This window comes from Rubellimicrobium aerolatum, assembly GCF_017872975.1.
GTDB classification, from domain to species: domain Bacteria; phylum Pseudomonadota; class Alphaproteobacteria; order Rhodobacterales; family Rhodobacteraceae; genus Rubellimicrobium; species Rubellimicrobium aerolatum.
Window position 1 is genome coordinate 88,989 of sequence record NZ_JAGGJP010000001.1, and the last position, 13,586, is coordinate 102,574.

The 13,586-nt window shown below is 71.5% G+C and carries 12 protein-coding genes; 3 read left to right on the forward strand and 9 right to left on the reverse strand.

Annotated features, from left to right (window positions below):
• Positions 1 to 48 precede the first annotated feature (48 nt).
• Positions 49 to 2,136, forward strand: a complete 2,088-nt coding sequence (recG, locus tag J2Z33_RS00445) for an ATP-dependent DNA helicase RecG (protein WP_209837458.1) — start codon at positions 49 to 51, stop codon at positions 2,134 to 2,136.
• Between the two features lie 415 nt (positions 2,137 to 2,551).
• Here recG and J2Z33_RS00450 read toward each other — a convergent pair whose 3' ends face one another.
• Positions 2,552 to 3,010 (reverse strand): iron-sulfur cluster assembly scaffold protein, encoded by a 459-nt coding sequence (locus J2Z33_RS00450; protein ID WP_209836767.1) that lies wholly within the window; start codon positions 3,008 to 3,010, stop codon positions 2,552 to 2,554.
• A gap of 67 nt (positions 3,011 to 3,077) precedes the next feature.
• On the opposite strand from J2Z33_RS00450, the gene hisI reads away from it, so the two are divergent.
• Positions 3,078 to 3,425: a phosphoribosyl-AMP cyclohydrolase gene (gene hisI / locus J2Z33_RS00455; RefSeq protein WP_209836769.1), complete on the forward strand. Its 348-nt coding sequence runs from the start codon at positions 3,078 to 3,080 to the stop codon at positions 3,423 to 3,425.
• Between the two features lie 18 nt (positions 3,426 to 3,443).
• On the opposite strand, the gene gluQRS is transcribed toward hisI, so the two are convergent.
• The 5 genes from gluQRS to gyrA all read right to left on the reverse strand — a co-directional run bounded on the left by gluQRS (position 3,444) and on the right by gyrA (position 9,666).
• Positions 3,444 to 4,286 (reverse strand): tRNA glutamyl-Q(34) synthetase GluQRS, encoded by an 843-nt coding sequence (gluQRS, locus tag J2Z33_RS00460; RefSeq protein ID WP_209836771.1) that lies wholly within the window; start codon positions 4,284 to 4,286, stop codon positions 3,444 to 3,446.
• The gene (gene trmFO, locus J2Z33_RS00465; protein WP_209836773.1) at positions 4,283 to 5,641 is read right to left on the reverse strand and encodes a methylenetetrahydrofolate--tRNA-(uracil(54)-C(5))-methyltransferase (FADH(2)-oxidizing) TrmFO; all 1,359 of its coding nucleotides are present in this window, start codon (positions 5,639 to 5,641) and stop codon (positions 4,283 to 4,285) included. The genes gluQRS and trmFO overlap by 4 nt, the downstream gene beginning before the upstream one ends.
• 48 nt (positions 5,642 to 5,689) lie before the next feature.
• Positions 5,690 to 6,040 carry a DUF6614 family protein gene (locus J2Z33_RS00470; protein WP_209836775.1) on the reverse strand — a complete coding sequence of 117 codons (351 nt, stop codon included), beginning with the start codon at positions 6,038 to 6,040 and terminating at the stop codon, positions 5,690 to 5,692.
• Between the two features lie 60 nt (positions 6,041 to 6,100).
• Positions 6,101 to 6,793 carry a hypothetical protein gene (locus tag J2Z33_RS00475; protein ID WP_209836777.1) on the reverse strand — a complete coding sequence of 231 codons (693 nt, stop codon included), beginning with the start codon at positions 6,791 to 6,793 and terminating at the stop codon, positions 6,101 to 6,103.
• Between the two features lie 143 nt (positions 6,794 to 6,936).
• On the reverse strand, positions 6,937 to 9,666 hold the full coding sequence (gyrA, locus tag J2Z33_RS00480) for a DNA gyrase subunit A (RefSeq protein WP_209836779.1): 2,730 nt from the start codon (positions 9,664 to 9,666) through the stop codon (positions 6,937 to 6,939).
• 191 nt (positions 9,667 to 9,857) lie between these two features.
• On the opposite strand from gyrA, the gene J2Z33_RS00485 reads away from it, so the two are divergent.
• Positions 9,858 to 10,160 (forward strand): usg protein, encoded by a 303-nt coding sequence (locus J2Z33_RS00485; RefSeq protein ID WP_209836781.1) that lies wholly within the window; start codon positions 9,858 to 9,860, stop codon positions 10,158 to 10,160.
• Positions 10,161 to 10,366: 206 nt separating this feature from the next.
• Here the strand turns inward: J2Z33_RS00485 and J2Z33_RS00490 are convergent, their stop codons facing one another.
• From J2Z33_RS00490 to rocF, 3 genes are all read right to left on the reverse strand, one after another.
• Positions 10,367 to 11,281, reverse strand: a complete 915-nt coding sequence (locus J2Z33_RS00490; protein WP_280922862.1) for an NAD(P)-dependent oxidoreductase — start codon at positions 11,279 to 11,281, stop codon at positions 10,367 to 10,369.
• Positions 11,282 to 11,509: 228 nt separating this feature from the next.
• Positions 11,510 to 12,589, reverse strand: coding sequence for an ornithine cyclodeaminase (locus tag J2Z33_RS00495; RefSeq protein WP_209836785.1), 1,080 nt, complete (start codon positions 12,587 to 12,589; stop codon positions 11,510 to 11,512).
• A 15-nt stretch (positions 12,590 to 12,604) separates the two neighbouring features.
• Complete coding sequence (rocF, locus tag J2Z33_RS00500; RefSeq protein ID WP_209837460.1) at positions 12,605 to 13,528, reverse strand: arginase; 924 nt, start codon at positions 13,526 to 13,528, stop codon at positions 12,605 to 12,607.
• Between the last annotated feature and the right edge of the window lie 58 nt (positions 13,529 to 13,586).

Below are 13,586 nucleotides of genomic sequence, written 5' to 3' on the forward strand. Positions count from 1 at the left end.
GACGCCGGCGCGCCCGGTTCCGCCAGCCGGGATCCGTCCGACGCGTCCCTGCGCGGCCGGCCCGAGCTCCTTTGGCCTCTCTTCGGCTCGCTCACCCGGATCAAGGGCATCGGACCCAAGACCGCCCGCGCGCTGGAGCAGGCGGGCCTTGATCGGCCCCGCGAACTCCTCTTCGCGCTGCCGCAGGGCGGCGTGGACCGGCGGCTCCGCGCCTCGATCCAGGAGGTGCCGCTGCCCGCGACCCTGACCGTCGCGGTCCGGGTGGACCGGCATCGACCCCCGGCGGCCAAGGGGCGGCCCCATGTCGTGACCGTCTCGGACGCGCAGACCAGCTTCCAGATCATCTTCTTCCACGCGCCCGCCGACTGGCCCGCCCGCGCGCTGCCCCTGGGCAGCCGCCGCGTCGTCAGCGGCAAGGTCGAGCTCTTCGACGGCCTGGGCCGCATGGCCCACCCCGATCACATCCTCCCCGAGGACGAGGCCGACCAGATCCCCGTCTTCGAGCCGGTCTACCCGCTCATGGGCGGCGTCACGCAGAAGACCATGGGCAAGGCCGCGCGCGCCGCCCTCGCCCTCGCCCCGGAGCTGCCGGAGTGGATAGACCCCGGCCTCCTCGCCCGCGAGAGCTTCCCCTCCTGGCGCGAGGCGCTGGCCCGCGCGCACGCGCCGGACGACGCCATCGCCCTGTCGCCCGACGACCCCGCCCGCAAGCGCCTCGCCTATGACGAGCTGCTGGCCCACCAGATCACGCTCGCGCTCGCCCGCGCCACCGCGCGCCGGGCCCGGGGACGCGAGACGCGCGGCGATGGGCGGCTGCGCGAGCGGGTCCTGCGCGCCTTGCCCTACACGCCCACCGGCGCCCAGCTCCGCGCCGTGGCCGAGATCGAGGCCGACCTGGCCGCGCCGCGCCGCATGAACCGCCTCCTCCAGGGCGACGTGGGCGCCGGCAAGACGCTGGTCGCGCTGCTCGCGCTTCTGGTCGCGGTCGAGGCGGGCGGGCAGGGGGCGCTGATGGCCCCGACCGGCATCCTGGCCCAGCAGCATCTCGAAGGCCTGAGACCCCTGGCCGAGGCCGCCGGCGTCACGGTCGAGCTGCTGACGGGTCGCGACAAGGGGGCGGAGCGGGCCGCCAAGCTGGCCGCTCTGGCCGAGGGGCGCATCGACATCTTGGTGGGCACTCATGCGCTCTTCCAGAAGGACGTGACCTTCCGCGACCTCCGCCTCGCCGTGGTGGACGAGCAGCACCGCTTCGGCGTGGCGCAGCGCATGGAGCTCGGCGCCAAGGGCGAAACGGCGGACGTGCTGGTGATGACCGCGACGCCCATCCCGCGCAGCCTCGCCTTGGCGCAATATGGCGACATGGACCTCTCGGCGCTCGACGAGAAGCCGCCGGGGCGCAAGCCGGTGACCACCGTCCTCGCCTCGACCGAGCGGCTCGACGAGATCGTGGCCCGCCTCCGCGCCGCCATCGCCGAGGGGCGGCAGGCCTACTGGGTCTGCCCGCTGGTCGAGGAATCCGAGGTCAGCGACCTCACGGCGGCCGAGGAGCGGTTCCGCCAGCTCCGCGCCGTCCTGGGCGGGAAGGTGGGACTCGTCCATGGCCGGCTGCCGCCCGGCGAGAAGGACGCCGCGATGCAGGCCTTCGTCGAGGGGCGCACCGCGCTCCTCGTGGCGACGACGGTGATCGAGGTCGGCGTGAACGTCCCCAACGCCTCCATCATGGTGATCGAGCGGGCCGAGACCTTCGGCCTCGCCCAGCTCCACCAGCTCCGTGGCCGCGTCGGGCGCGGCACGGCGCAGTCCACCTGCGTCCTCCTCTATGAATCGCCCCTGGGCGAGACGGCGCGGCGACGCCTCACCCTCCTGCGGGAAACCGAGGACGGCTTCCGCATCGCCGAGGAGGACCTCGCGATTCGCGGCGCGGGCGACGTGATCGGCACGGCGCAATCCGGCCTGCCACGCTTTCGCATCGCCGACCTGGAGCGGCAGGCGGGCCTGATGCAGGTGGCGCAGAGCGACGCGCGCAAGCTCCTGGCCGACGATCCGCGCCTCGAGTCCCCGCGCGGCCGGGCGGCGCGTCTGCTCCTCTGGCTCATGGAGCAGGACAAGGCGATTCGGCTGATCGGCGTGGGCTGACCCCGCCGCTCCGCTTCGTCCCATCCCGCGATGCGGCCAGCCCTTCACGCCCGATCCCCTTTCCCGACCTGTCCAGACAGCCGTCCCGAAGGATCACGGCCGACCGGCGTTCTGTCGCCGGTCCTGCTATGTTCTCATAAAGTTCTTTACAGGCGGTTAAGGGCGTGGGAACAAATCAGCAACGGAAGCCGCGCGACAGGAGGACAGCATGGACGACGACGACAGCCTCATCGGTTTCGCCTGGGGGCTCCTGTCGGATGCCCTGGGCACGCTGGCCCTGCTGGCCCTTCTCCTGGCGGCGCTGCTCTTTCCCGGCCCGTTCTGATCTGCCCGCCCCCTCGTTCCGGCGCCGCCCCTTCGGGACGCGGCGACCCGGTGTCCCGACGAGGGGGTCACTTCAGCCGCCGCGCACCGATCAGGTCGCGGCGGCCTTTTTGCCGTCCCGGGCCTGGTCCAGCGCCTCGATCGTCGCCTCGATCGCCAGCATGATCGAGCCGTGCCGGTTCGGGTGCTCCCGCGCCGGAATCAGCGCCGCGAAGCCGTCCCAGGGCGCCGCCGGAGCCTCGCCCCCCTCGCGCAGCATCGCCCAGAGCGCGTCGCGTCCCCGCCGCACCTCCTCGGGCGTCCGTCCCACGACCGCCGCGCCGACCACCGCCGCCGCCGCCTGCCCGAGCGCGCAGGCCCGCACATCCTGCGCGAAGTCGGCGACGCGTCCGTCCTTCAGCCGCAGCTCCACCCCCACGACCGAGCCGCAGAGCGGCGCCCTGCGGCGCGCGGCCCCCTGCGGCTCGGCCAGGTGCCCGATCCGGGGGATGTCCGCCGCCAGCGCCAGGATGCGCGCGGAGTAGAGTTGCAGGAGATCCCCGTCCGACATGGTTTGCCCTCTCGTCGCGTCCCGCCTAGATAGGCGCGATCCGCCCGCTTGCCAAAGGACTTCGGCCATGGCCTTCGACCCCGCGACGCTGACCTTCAACGAGGCCGGGCTGATCCCCGCCGTCGCGCAGGACCACGCCACCGGCGAGGTGCTGATGCTGGCCTGGATGACCGCCGAGGCGGTTCGGCGGACGCTTGAGACTCGGCGCGCAACCTATTGGTCCCGCTCGCGTCAGGCGTTCTGGACCAAGGGCGAGACGAGCGGCCATGTGCAGGAGCTGGTCGAGATGCGGATCGACTGCGACCGCGATGCGCTGCTGCTGACGGTGCGCCAGACCGGTCCCGCCTGCCATACCGGCGCGCGGAGCTGCTTCTTCACGAAGGTGGAGGCCGGCGAAGAGGTCGTGGAGGCCTAGGGCCGGCTGAGGCCCGCCCTAAAGCCCCACCATCCGGCGGATGTCCCGCGGTGCCGCACCTTCGTCGCGGAAGCGCCGGATCGCCTTGGCGTCCTCGCGCTTGGCGAGCCGCCGCCCGGTGCCGTCCCGGATCAGCCGGTGGTGATGATAGACCGGCGTCGGCAGGCCAAGGAGCCGCTGGAGCAGCACGTGGATCGGCGTCGCCTCGGTGAGGTCCGCGCCGCGCGTGACGTGGGTGATGCCCTGCGCGGCGTCGTCCACCGTCACGGCGAGATGGTAGGACGTGCCGAAGTCCCGCCGCGCCAGCACCACGTCGCCGATCTCGCGCACCAGCGTTTCGGCGGGCACGCTCCGGGGGCCGGGCTGGGTGCCCGTCTCGTGGTATTCAACCGTAACAATGCCTTGCAACGCCATCCTCATGTCGAGCCTGAGCGCCACCCCGCCGGGCAGGGGACCGGTCCGGGGCCGGTGCCGGCAGGTGCCGGGGTAGACCACGCCGTCCGGCCCGATCAGCGGCCCGCCGCCCTCCTGCGGGGCCGAGGCCGCGTCCAGGATGTCGCGCCGCTGGCAGGTGCAGGGATACAGGACACCGCGGGCCCAGAGCGTCGCCAGCGCCGCGCGGTAGGCGTCCAGCCGTCCGGACTGGCGCAGCGGCGGCTCGTCCCAGGTCAGGCCCAGCCACCCGAGGTCGTCCAGCGCCTGCGCCTCCCATGCGGGCTTGGACCGTTGCCGGTCGATGTCCTCGATCCGCAGGAGGAACGCGCCACCCGCCGCCCGCGCCATGTCGTGCGCGACCATCGCCGCGAAGGCATGGCCCAGGTGCAGCGGCCCCGTGGGCGACGGCGCGAAGCGCGTCCTCACTCCGCCGCCTGCGCCACCGTGCCCGACAGCCACGCCGTCCAGTCCGCCTTGGCGCGGTCGGTGTAGCCCTTGTAGCGCTCGGCCCGGCCGCGCCGGCCGCTACGCGCCTCGGGCAGGGGCGGGAACAGGCCGAAGTTGACGTTCATCGGCTGGAAGGTCTTGGCATCCGCGCCGCCGGTGATGTGCGACAGCAGCGCCCCCACCGCGGTCGCGGCCGGCACGGGCGGCAGCGTCGCGCCCTTCGCCTCGGCCGCCGCGAGCCGCCCGGCCAGCATCCCCATCGCGGCGGATTCGACGTAGCCCTCCACCCCGGTGATCTGCCCGGCGAAGCGGAGCCAGGGCCGCGCCCGCAGCCGCATCCGGTCGTCCAGCAGGGTCGGCGAGTTGATGAAGGTGTTGCGGTGGATGCCGCCCAGCCGCGCGAATCCCGCGTCCTTCAGTCCGGGAATCATGCGAAATACAGCCGCTTGCGCGCCATGCTTCATCTTGGTCTGGAAGCCCACGATGTTGTAGAGCGTCCCCAGCGCGTTGTCGCGGCGAAGCTGGACGACCGCGTAGGGCTTCACGTCCGGCGCGTGGGCGTTGGTCAGGCCCACCGGCTTCATCGGCCCGAAGCGCAGCGTCTCGCGCCCACGCTCGGCCATGACCTCCACCGGCAGGCAACCGTCGAAGTAGCCCGCCGTCTCGCCCTCGCGGAATTCGGTCTTCTCGGCCGCCAGCAGGGCGTCGATGAACGCCTCGTAGTGCGCGCGGTCCATCGGACAGTTGATGTAGGCCGTGCGCTCCTCCTCCGTCTCGCCCTTGTCGTAGCGCGACTGCCGCCAGGCCACGCCCATGTCGATGGTGTCGGCGTGGACGATGGGGGCGATGGCGTCGAAGAAGGCGAGGTGCTCGGCCCCGGTGGCCTGCCGGATCGACTTGGCCAGCGCGCCGGAGGTCAGCGGCCCGGTGGCGACGATCCACGACCCGTCGTCGGGCAGCGCCGTCATCTCCTCCTCGACCACCGACACGAGCGGATGCCCCCGCACGGCCGCCGTCACGGCGGCCGAGAAGGCGTCGCGGTCCACCGCCAGCGCCCCGCCGGCGGGGAGGCGGTGCCGCGCCGCCATCTCCATGGTGATGGAGCCCGCCGCCCGCATCTCCCAGTGCAGCAGCCCCACGGCGTTCTGCTCGTGGTCGTCCGACCGGAAGGAGTTGGAGCAGACCATCTCGGCCAGGTCGCCCGTCCGGTGGGCGAAGGTGCCGACCTTGGGGCGCATCTCGTGGATGACGGCCGGAACCCCGGCGCGGGCGCAGGCCCAGGCCGCCTCCACCCCCGCCATGCCGCCGCCGATGATGTGGATCGCGTCAACCATGCCCTGCGGTCTAGGGCGGGACGGCGCGAAGGGAAAGGGGCCGGGCGCTCAGATGAACGCGATCCGCTCCCGCTGCGAGGGGTCGGGGTAGGGACGGTAGAGCCCGACCTCGGCCCGGCCGATCATCTGGTGGAACTGGTTGTAGCGCCGTTCGTCGTCGTCCTCGCCCGAGGCCAGCGCGCGGAAGGCGCTGTCGAGCTGCGACAGCCCCTCGACCTCGATCTCCAGCAGGAAGTCGGTGTGCGGGCCCGAGGCCAGCCCGAACTTGCGCCGCAGCAGCCGCCAGCCGACGATGATGCCGCGCGACTGGAGGCGCGACAGCCAGGCCTCGGCCGCCGCCGAGAAGGCCAGCGCCTTGGCGTCCTGCTTCAGCTCGATCATGCAGTGGTAGAGGTTCATCCGTGGTCTCCCGCCTTTGGGGGCAGGAGACCACGGAAAGCCTAAGATTCCGTGAACGGGTCAGCGGCCGGGCAGGATCTCGAAGAGGCTGCGCGAATCGAAGGTGGTCCCGGCCTTCGGCCCGATGGCGAGCCGCGCGCCGACGGCGACGTAGGTCTTGGGGTCGTCGTCCTCGCTGCGACGGCCCAGCTCGGCATAGAGGGTCGGCCCCATCCCGAGCTGGTATTCCCCGCCCAGCGCAAGACGGCTGCCCTCCACGTCGCCCGAGACGCCTCCGGCAAAGCCGGTCGCCGCGAAGTTGCCGAAGCCGTAGCGCCCAGCGACCGAGAGCATGGCGCCCTCGCCGTCGTCGCCGCCGTAGCCGCCCAGCGCCCCCTGCACGGACCCGCCCATCAGCTCCGTCGCCGCCTCGACGCCGTAAAGGCCGATGTCGCTCTCGTCCTTGGTGTCGCGGGCGATGTAGCCGCCCACCGTGGCGAGGCCCAGCCGGTCGTAGAAGCCGTGCAGCGTCGCGTTGTGGCCGCCCAGGCCGATGCCGCTCGAATTGTGATAGGACAGGTCGGCGGCGGCGCCGAAGCCGCCCCAGACCTCGAACTCCAGCGCGCCGCGATACTCCTTCTCGCCGAGGTCCAGGCCGTCGCCGAAGGCCAGGAGCTCGGCCGAGATCTCGGCGCCGCTGAAGCCCTGCGCGGCGGCCAGGCCGGGGACCAGCGCCAGGAGAGCCGCCAGGGCGGAACGAAGGGGAATGGTCATGCTCGTGCCTCATGTGATGCGGACCTTGAAACGGTCACGTCTCGCTGACGGGCATCCTGCGGCCAACCGGGCGCGGGAGCAAGGGCCACGGCGACGGGGAACGGCCCGGCCCGGCAGGGAACCGCCGGGCCGGGCGAGGGGGATCAGCCCTCCGAATCGCCCTCGGACTGCTCGGCCACCTTGGCGACCGAGACGACCTCCTCGCCGTCCACGTCGAAGACCCGGACCCCCCCGCGCGAGCGCGAGCGGAAGGAGATGCCCTCCACCGGGACGCGGATCGACTGGCCGCCCGAGGTGACGAGCATGATCTGGTCGCCCAGGTCCACCGCGAAGGCCGCCACGATGCGCCCGGTCTCGCGCCCGCGCCGGTCCGACAGGTCCATGGCCACGACGCCCTGGCCCCCGCGCCCGCGCACCGGATAGTCGTGGCTGGACGACAGCTTGCCCACGCCGCCGGAGGTGATGGTGAGGATCAGGTCCTCGGCCGCCGACATCTCGGCGTAGCGCTCGGGGCTGATGGCGCCGGCCGCCACGTCGTCCTCGTCGCTCCCCGCGCCGTTCTCCTCGTCGGTGACGCCCAGCACGGCGCGGCGCATCTTGATGTAGGCGGCGCGTTCCTCCGGGTCGGCCTCGAAGTGCCGCACGGTCGCCATGCTCACCACGTGGTCGCCCTCGTCGCGCAGCATGATCCCCCGGACGCCGGTCGAGTCGCGGCCCTTGAAGACGCGCACGTCCGTCGTCGGGAAGCGGATGGCGCGGCCGTGGTCCGTCACCAGCAGCACGTCGTCCTCCTCCGAGGCGATGCGCGCGTTCACCAGCCGCACGCCCTCGGGCAGCTTCATGGCGATCTTGCCGTTGCGCTTCACGTCGATGAAGTCCGACAGCGCGTTCCGCCGCACGTCGCCCGTCGAGGTCGCGAAGACGATCTGCAACTCGTCCCAATGCTCCTCGGGCCGGTCCACCGGCACGATCGCCGCCACCGTCACGCCCGTGTCGATCGGCAGCAGGTTGACCAGCGCCTTGCCCTTGGCCGTCCGCCCCGCCAGCGGCAGCCGCCAGCACTTGAGCTTGTAGGCCATGCCGTCCGTCGTGAAGAACAGGAGCGGCGTGTGCGTGTTGGCGACGAAGAGCTGGACGATCACGTCCTCCTCCTTCGTCTGCATGGACGACAGCCCCTTGCCGCCCCGCCGTTGCGCGCGGAACTCGCTCAGCGGCGTGCGCTTGATCCAGCCCCCTTGGGTCACGGTGACGACCATGTCCTCGCGCTCGATCAGGTCCTCGTCCTCGAGGTCGGCGGCCCAGTCGATGATCTCGGTCCGGCGCGGCACCGCGAAGAGCGCGCGCACCTCGCGCAGCTCGTCCCCGATGATGCCCATGATCCGCTCGCGCGAGCCCAGGATTGCCAGATATTCCTTGATCTTGCCGGACAGGTCCTGAAGCTCGTTCGTGACCTCCTCCACGCCCAGCTGCGTCAGCCGCTGGAGCCGCAGGTCGAGGATCGCCCGCGCCTGCGCGTCGGACAGGTTGTAGGTCCCGTCGTCGTTCAGCGGGTGCAGGGGGTCGTCGATCAGCCGGATGTAGGGCGCGATGTCCTGCGCCGGCCAGGCGCGGGTCATCAGCCGCTCCCGCGCCTCGGCGGCATCGCGCGAGGATCGGATCGTCGCCACCACCTCGTCGACGTTCGACACCGCCACCGCGAGGCCGCAGAGGATGTGCGCCCGCTCCCGCGCCTTGCGGAGTTCAAACGCCGTGCGCCGCGCCACCACCTCCTCGCGGAAGTCCACGAAGGCGGTCAGGAACGCCCGCAGCGTCAGCGTCTCGGGCTTGCCGCCGTTCAGCGCCAGCATGTTGCAGCCGAACGAGGTCTGCATCGGCGTGAACCGCCAGAGCTGGTTCAGCACCACGTCCGCCGTCGCGTCGCGCCGCAGCTCGATCACCACGCGCACGCCGTTGCGGTCGCTCTCGTCCTGGACGTGGCTGATCCCCTCGATCCGCTTGTCGCGCGCGGCCTCGGCGATGCGGTCGATCATCGTGGCCTTGTTCACCTGATAGGGGATCTCATCGACGATGATGGCCTGCTTGCCGCGGATCTCCTCCATGTGGGTCCGGGCGCGCATCACCACCGACCCGCGCCCCTCCAGATAGGCCTTGCGCGCCCCCGACCGGCCCAGCATCGTGGCCCCCGTCGGGAAGTCGGGGCCGGGCACGTACTGGATCAGGTCCTCGCTCGTCAGGTCCGGGTCGTCGATCAGCGCCAGCGTGGCGTCGATCACCTCGCCCAGGTTGTGCGGCGGGATGTTCGTCGCCATGCCCACGGCGATGCCGCCCGCGCCGTTGACCAGCATGTTCGGGAACCGCGTCGGCAGGACCGTGGGCTCCCGGTCCTTGCCGTCGTAGTTGTCCTGGAAGTCCACCGTCTCCTTGTCGATGTCCGCCAGCAGGTAGGCCGCCGGCTTGTCCATCCGCACCTCGGTGTAGCGCATGGCCGCCGCCGGATCGCCATCCATCGACCCGAAGTTGCCCTGCCCGTCGAGCAGCGGCAGCGACATGGAGAAGTCCTGCGCCATCCGCACCAGCGCCTCGTAGATCGAGGAATCGCCGTGGGGGTGGTATTTCCCCATCACGTCGCCCACGGGCCGCGCGGATTTCCGATACGACTTGTCGTGCGTGTTGCCGGTCTCGTGCATCGCATACAGGATGCGCCGCTGCACGGGCTTGAGCCCGTCGCGCAGGTCGGGGATCGCCCGGCTGACGATCACGCTCATGGCGTAGTCGAGATACGAGGTCTTCATCTCCTCCGCGATGGAGATGGTCGGCTGCGTGGATTTCGGGCTCGTCCCGTCGAGGTCGGGGACGTCGGGCGTGTCGGACATGCGCGGGGGCCTGCTCAATATCTGGGTGCTTGCCTCCATATATACCCCCCAGGGCTGGGGCGCAAAGGGGCCGCGACACCATGGCAGCCGCTCGCATGGATTGCTAACAGGCCGTGTTCATTGACTTTTAAGGGAACCGTGGTTGGCTTTCCCCGTAGGGGAATCAACGCACCACCATAGGGGAGCCTTGAATGCCGAAACCGCCCGCCGCCACGCCCGCCGCCACGCCCGTCTCCGAGACCGAATTGATGCTCCGGGGCTACGGCCTCACCACGGCCGAGCTGTTCTACCGGATGCCGGATTACCGCCATGTCCTCAACAGCTTCGTCTGGCAGGACTACGACCTCGCCCCCGACCACCCGCGCCTGTTCGGCTTCATCGAGTTCTGGCAGCGCGAGATCGAGGGGCCTCTCCATTCGGTCCGCTTCACCCACCGCAAGATGATCGCCCCCGGCGAATGGCGCAACGTGGTGGGCGAGTTCCGGTATCACTGAGGTCAGGGCAGGCGACCCGTCCGCTTCCGTGGGCCGGGGACTCACGCCACCATGTGCCCCGCCCGCATCCGCAGGGTGCGTGGCTCCGGCGCCGACGGCCACGGGTTCACGCTCCATCCACTGCCCGACGGTGCGTGAACCTCCGCGTCCCGCGGAGAACCACGCACCCTACGGCATCTCGGCCCGGGGGGGTGAGATCCCCGCCCTCACATCCCGTTCGCCTTCGCGACGTAATCCACCAGATGCGGCACGTAATCCTCCGGCCCATCCCCTCCGGTCCCCACCGCCAGCGCGTAGGAGTTCTTCGCCGCCGACGCCAAGGGCGTCATCACCCCCGCCGCGTTCGCCATCGACTCCACGTAGCGGAAGTCCTTGTAGGCGTTCGCCAGCGTGAAGCGATGCGCCTCGCGGTTGCCCTCCAGCGCGTAGCCCATGAAGGTCTGGTAGAAGCCGCAGTCCATCCGGCTCCCCCGGATCACGCTGTCGAACTGCGCCGCCGAGATCCCGACCTTTCGCGCCAGCGCCAGCGCCTCGGCGTAGATCGCCCCATAGCCCAGCGACAGGAAGTTGTTCAGGAGCTTCATCCGGTGCCCGTCGCCCGGGCCGCCCACCCGGACGATCCGCCCGGCAAAGCAGCCCAGCACCGGCTCGACCCGCGCGAAGTCCTCGTCCGTGGCCCCCACCATCACGTCGAGGTTCCCCTCCCAGGCGTCCTTGGGCGTGCGCCCCAGCGGCGCGTCCACCAGCCCCACGCCGCGCGCGCGCAGCGCCTCGCCCAGCCGCATCGTGGAAACCGGATCGGCGGTGGAGCAGTCCACCACCACCTGTCCCGCCCGCAGGGCCGGCATCATCGCCCCCACCACCTCCTCCACCTGCGGCGAGGCGGTGAGGCACAGCACGATCACGTCCGACGACTCGGCCAGCGCCGCCGCCGACCCGGCCTCGGTCGCGCCCTTGGCGGTCAGGTCCTCCACCGCCTCGCGCCGGCGATGCGCCAGCACCGCGAGCGGATGCCCCTTGGCCCGGATGTTGTGCGCCATCCCGTGCCCCATCAGGCCCAGCCCCGCAAATCCCACGCGCTCCGCCATCGTCGTCCTCCCGCTGATCGGCCCGGCCAGCATGGCCCGCCCCCCGCCGGGGGTCCAGCCGGGCGGCCGCGAATCAGCGCGGGAGGGTGTTGCGCGAAACGGCCCCGACCGTTCGTTGCTGTCGGAAAGCCTTAACGCCTCCGTGCGATCCTCCTCGCACAGGCCAACGAAAAGGAGACCCGACCCGCCATGATGACCTCGACCCTCGCCATCCGTTCCCGGCTCGCCGACGGCCCGACCGTTCGGACCTCCGCCCGCTCGTCAGGGGTGGGCGCGCATGAGCATCCCGAAGAGGTCGCGCGGGTCGTCCGGGTCCGCGATGAGGTCGAGCCGGTCATGGAGCCCGGTCTCCCGCGCCTTTCCCAGCACGTAGGCCAGCGCCGCGAAGTCCTCGACGGCGAAGCCCACCGAATCGAACAGCGTCACCTGCGCCGCCCCGGTCCGTCCCGGCTTGCGTCCGGCGAGGACCTCCCACAGCTCCGTGACGGGGTGATCGGGGGCGAGCTGCTGGATCTCCCCCTCGACGCGGGTCTGGGGCGGGAACTCCACGAAGATCTCCGCGCGCAGCAGGATGTCGCGGGCCAGCTCGGTCTTGCCGGGGCTGTCGCCGCCCACCGCGTTGATGTGCACCCCGGCCCCGACCATGTTGTCGGTCAGGATGGTGGCGAGCCGCTTGTCGGCGGTCGCCGTGGTGATGACCTGCGCCCCCAGGATCGCCTCCTCGGCGCTCCCGCAGGCGACGACCCGCAGCCCGTGGCCGTCCAGGTTGCGGGCGCATTTCGCCGTGGCGAGCGGGTCGATGTCATGGAGCCGCACCTCCTCGATCCCGCAGATCGCCTTGAAGGCGACCGCCTGGAACTCGCTCTGCGCGCCGTTGCCGATCATCGCCATGACCCGCGCCCCCTCGGGCGCGAGGTGCCGGGCCGCCAGCGCCGACATCGCGGCCGTCCGCAGCGCGGTGAGCAGCGTCATCTCGGACAGCAGCACCGGATAGCCGGTGTGCATGTCCGCGAGCAGCCCGAAGGCCGTGACGGTCTGGAGCCCCGCCTTCATGTTGCGCGGGTGGCCGTTGACGTATTTGAAGCCGTACAGCTCCCCGTCGGCGGTCGGCATCAGCTCGATCACGCCCTCGGCGGAATGGGCCGGGATGCGCGCGGTCTTGTCGAAGCTCTCCCAGCGCCGGAACGCCTCCGCGATGGCCTCGGCGAGGTCGCGCAGCATGGCCTCCAGCCCGACCCGATGCACGAGGCGCATCATCGTCTCGACGCTCACGAACGGGACGAGCGCCTTGTCCGAGGGCGCGGGCTTCGGGTCGAGGAGGGTCGGGCTCAGGGCGTTCATGCGGGTCTCCTGGGGTCAGGCAAGGCTGCGGGTCGGCCGGTCGAAGATGCGTCGCCCGAGGAGCGAGGCGGTCAGGTCCACCATCAGCCCGGCGGTGCGCCCGCGCTCGTCGAGGAAGGGGTTCAGCTCCACGAGGTCGAGCGAGGTCACGCGCCCCGAATCGAACAGCATCTCCATGACGAGATGCGCCTCGCGGAAGGTCGTGCCGCCGGGCGAGGTCGTGCCCACGGCCGGCGCGATGGCGGGATCGAGGAAGTCCACGTCGAAGGACACGTGCAGCAGCCCGTCCGCCGCGTCCACGCGGCCGAGGAACTCGGCCAGCGGCGCGCGGATGCCGTTCTCGTCGATGGCCCGCATGTCCACGAGGTGGATGTCGGTCGCGGCCAGCGCCTCCCGCTCGGCCGGGTCCACGGATCGCAGGCCGATCATGCAGACGTTCTTGCCGGGGATCGGCGCGGGCATGGCCGGGAACGCCCCGAACCCCTCGCGCCCCGAAAGGTAGGCGACCGAGACGCCATGGAGGTTGCCCGACTCGGTGCTCTCCAGGGTGTGGAAGTCGCTATGCGCATCGAGCCAGAGCAGGAACAGCGGCCGCCCCACGCGCGCCGCGTGCGCCGCGACGCCGGCCACCGTGCCCATGGACAGCGCGTGGTCGCCGCCCAGGAAGATCGGCATCCCCTGGCCCATGGCCTCCTCGGCCGCGCGCAGCAGGCTGCGCGTCCAGCCCACCGTCTCGGCCAGGGCATGAAGGCGCGTGTCGTCCGGCACGTCCACGGCCTCGGCCGCGACGTTGCCCTTGTCGGTCACGCGATGGCCCAACCCTTCCAGCGCCTCGCGGAGTCCCGCGACGCGAAAGGCGTCCGGCCCCATGAGGCAGCCCCGCCGCCGCTTGCCGCTATCGACCGGCGCGCCGATCAGGAGGATGTCGCGTGTGTGCATGGTCATGAGGTTCGCCTCGCTGGACGGCAGACAGAAGGGGTGTTCCTGTGCGATGGGA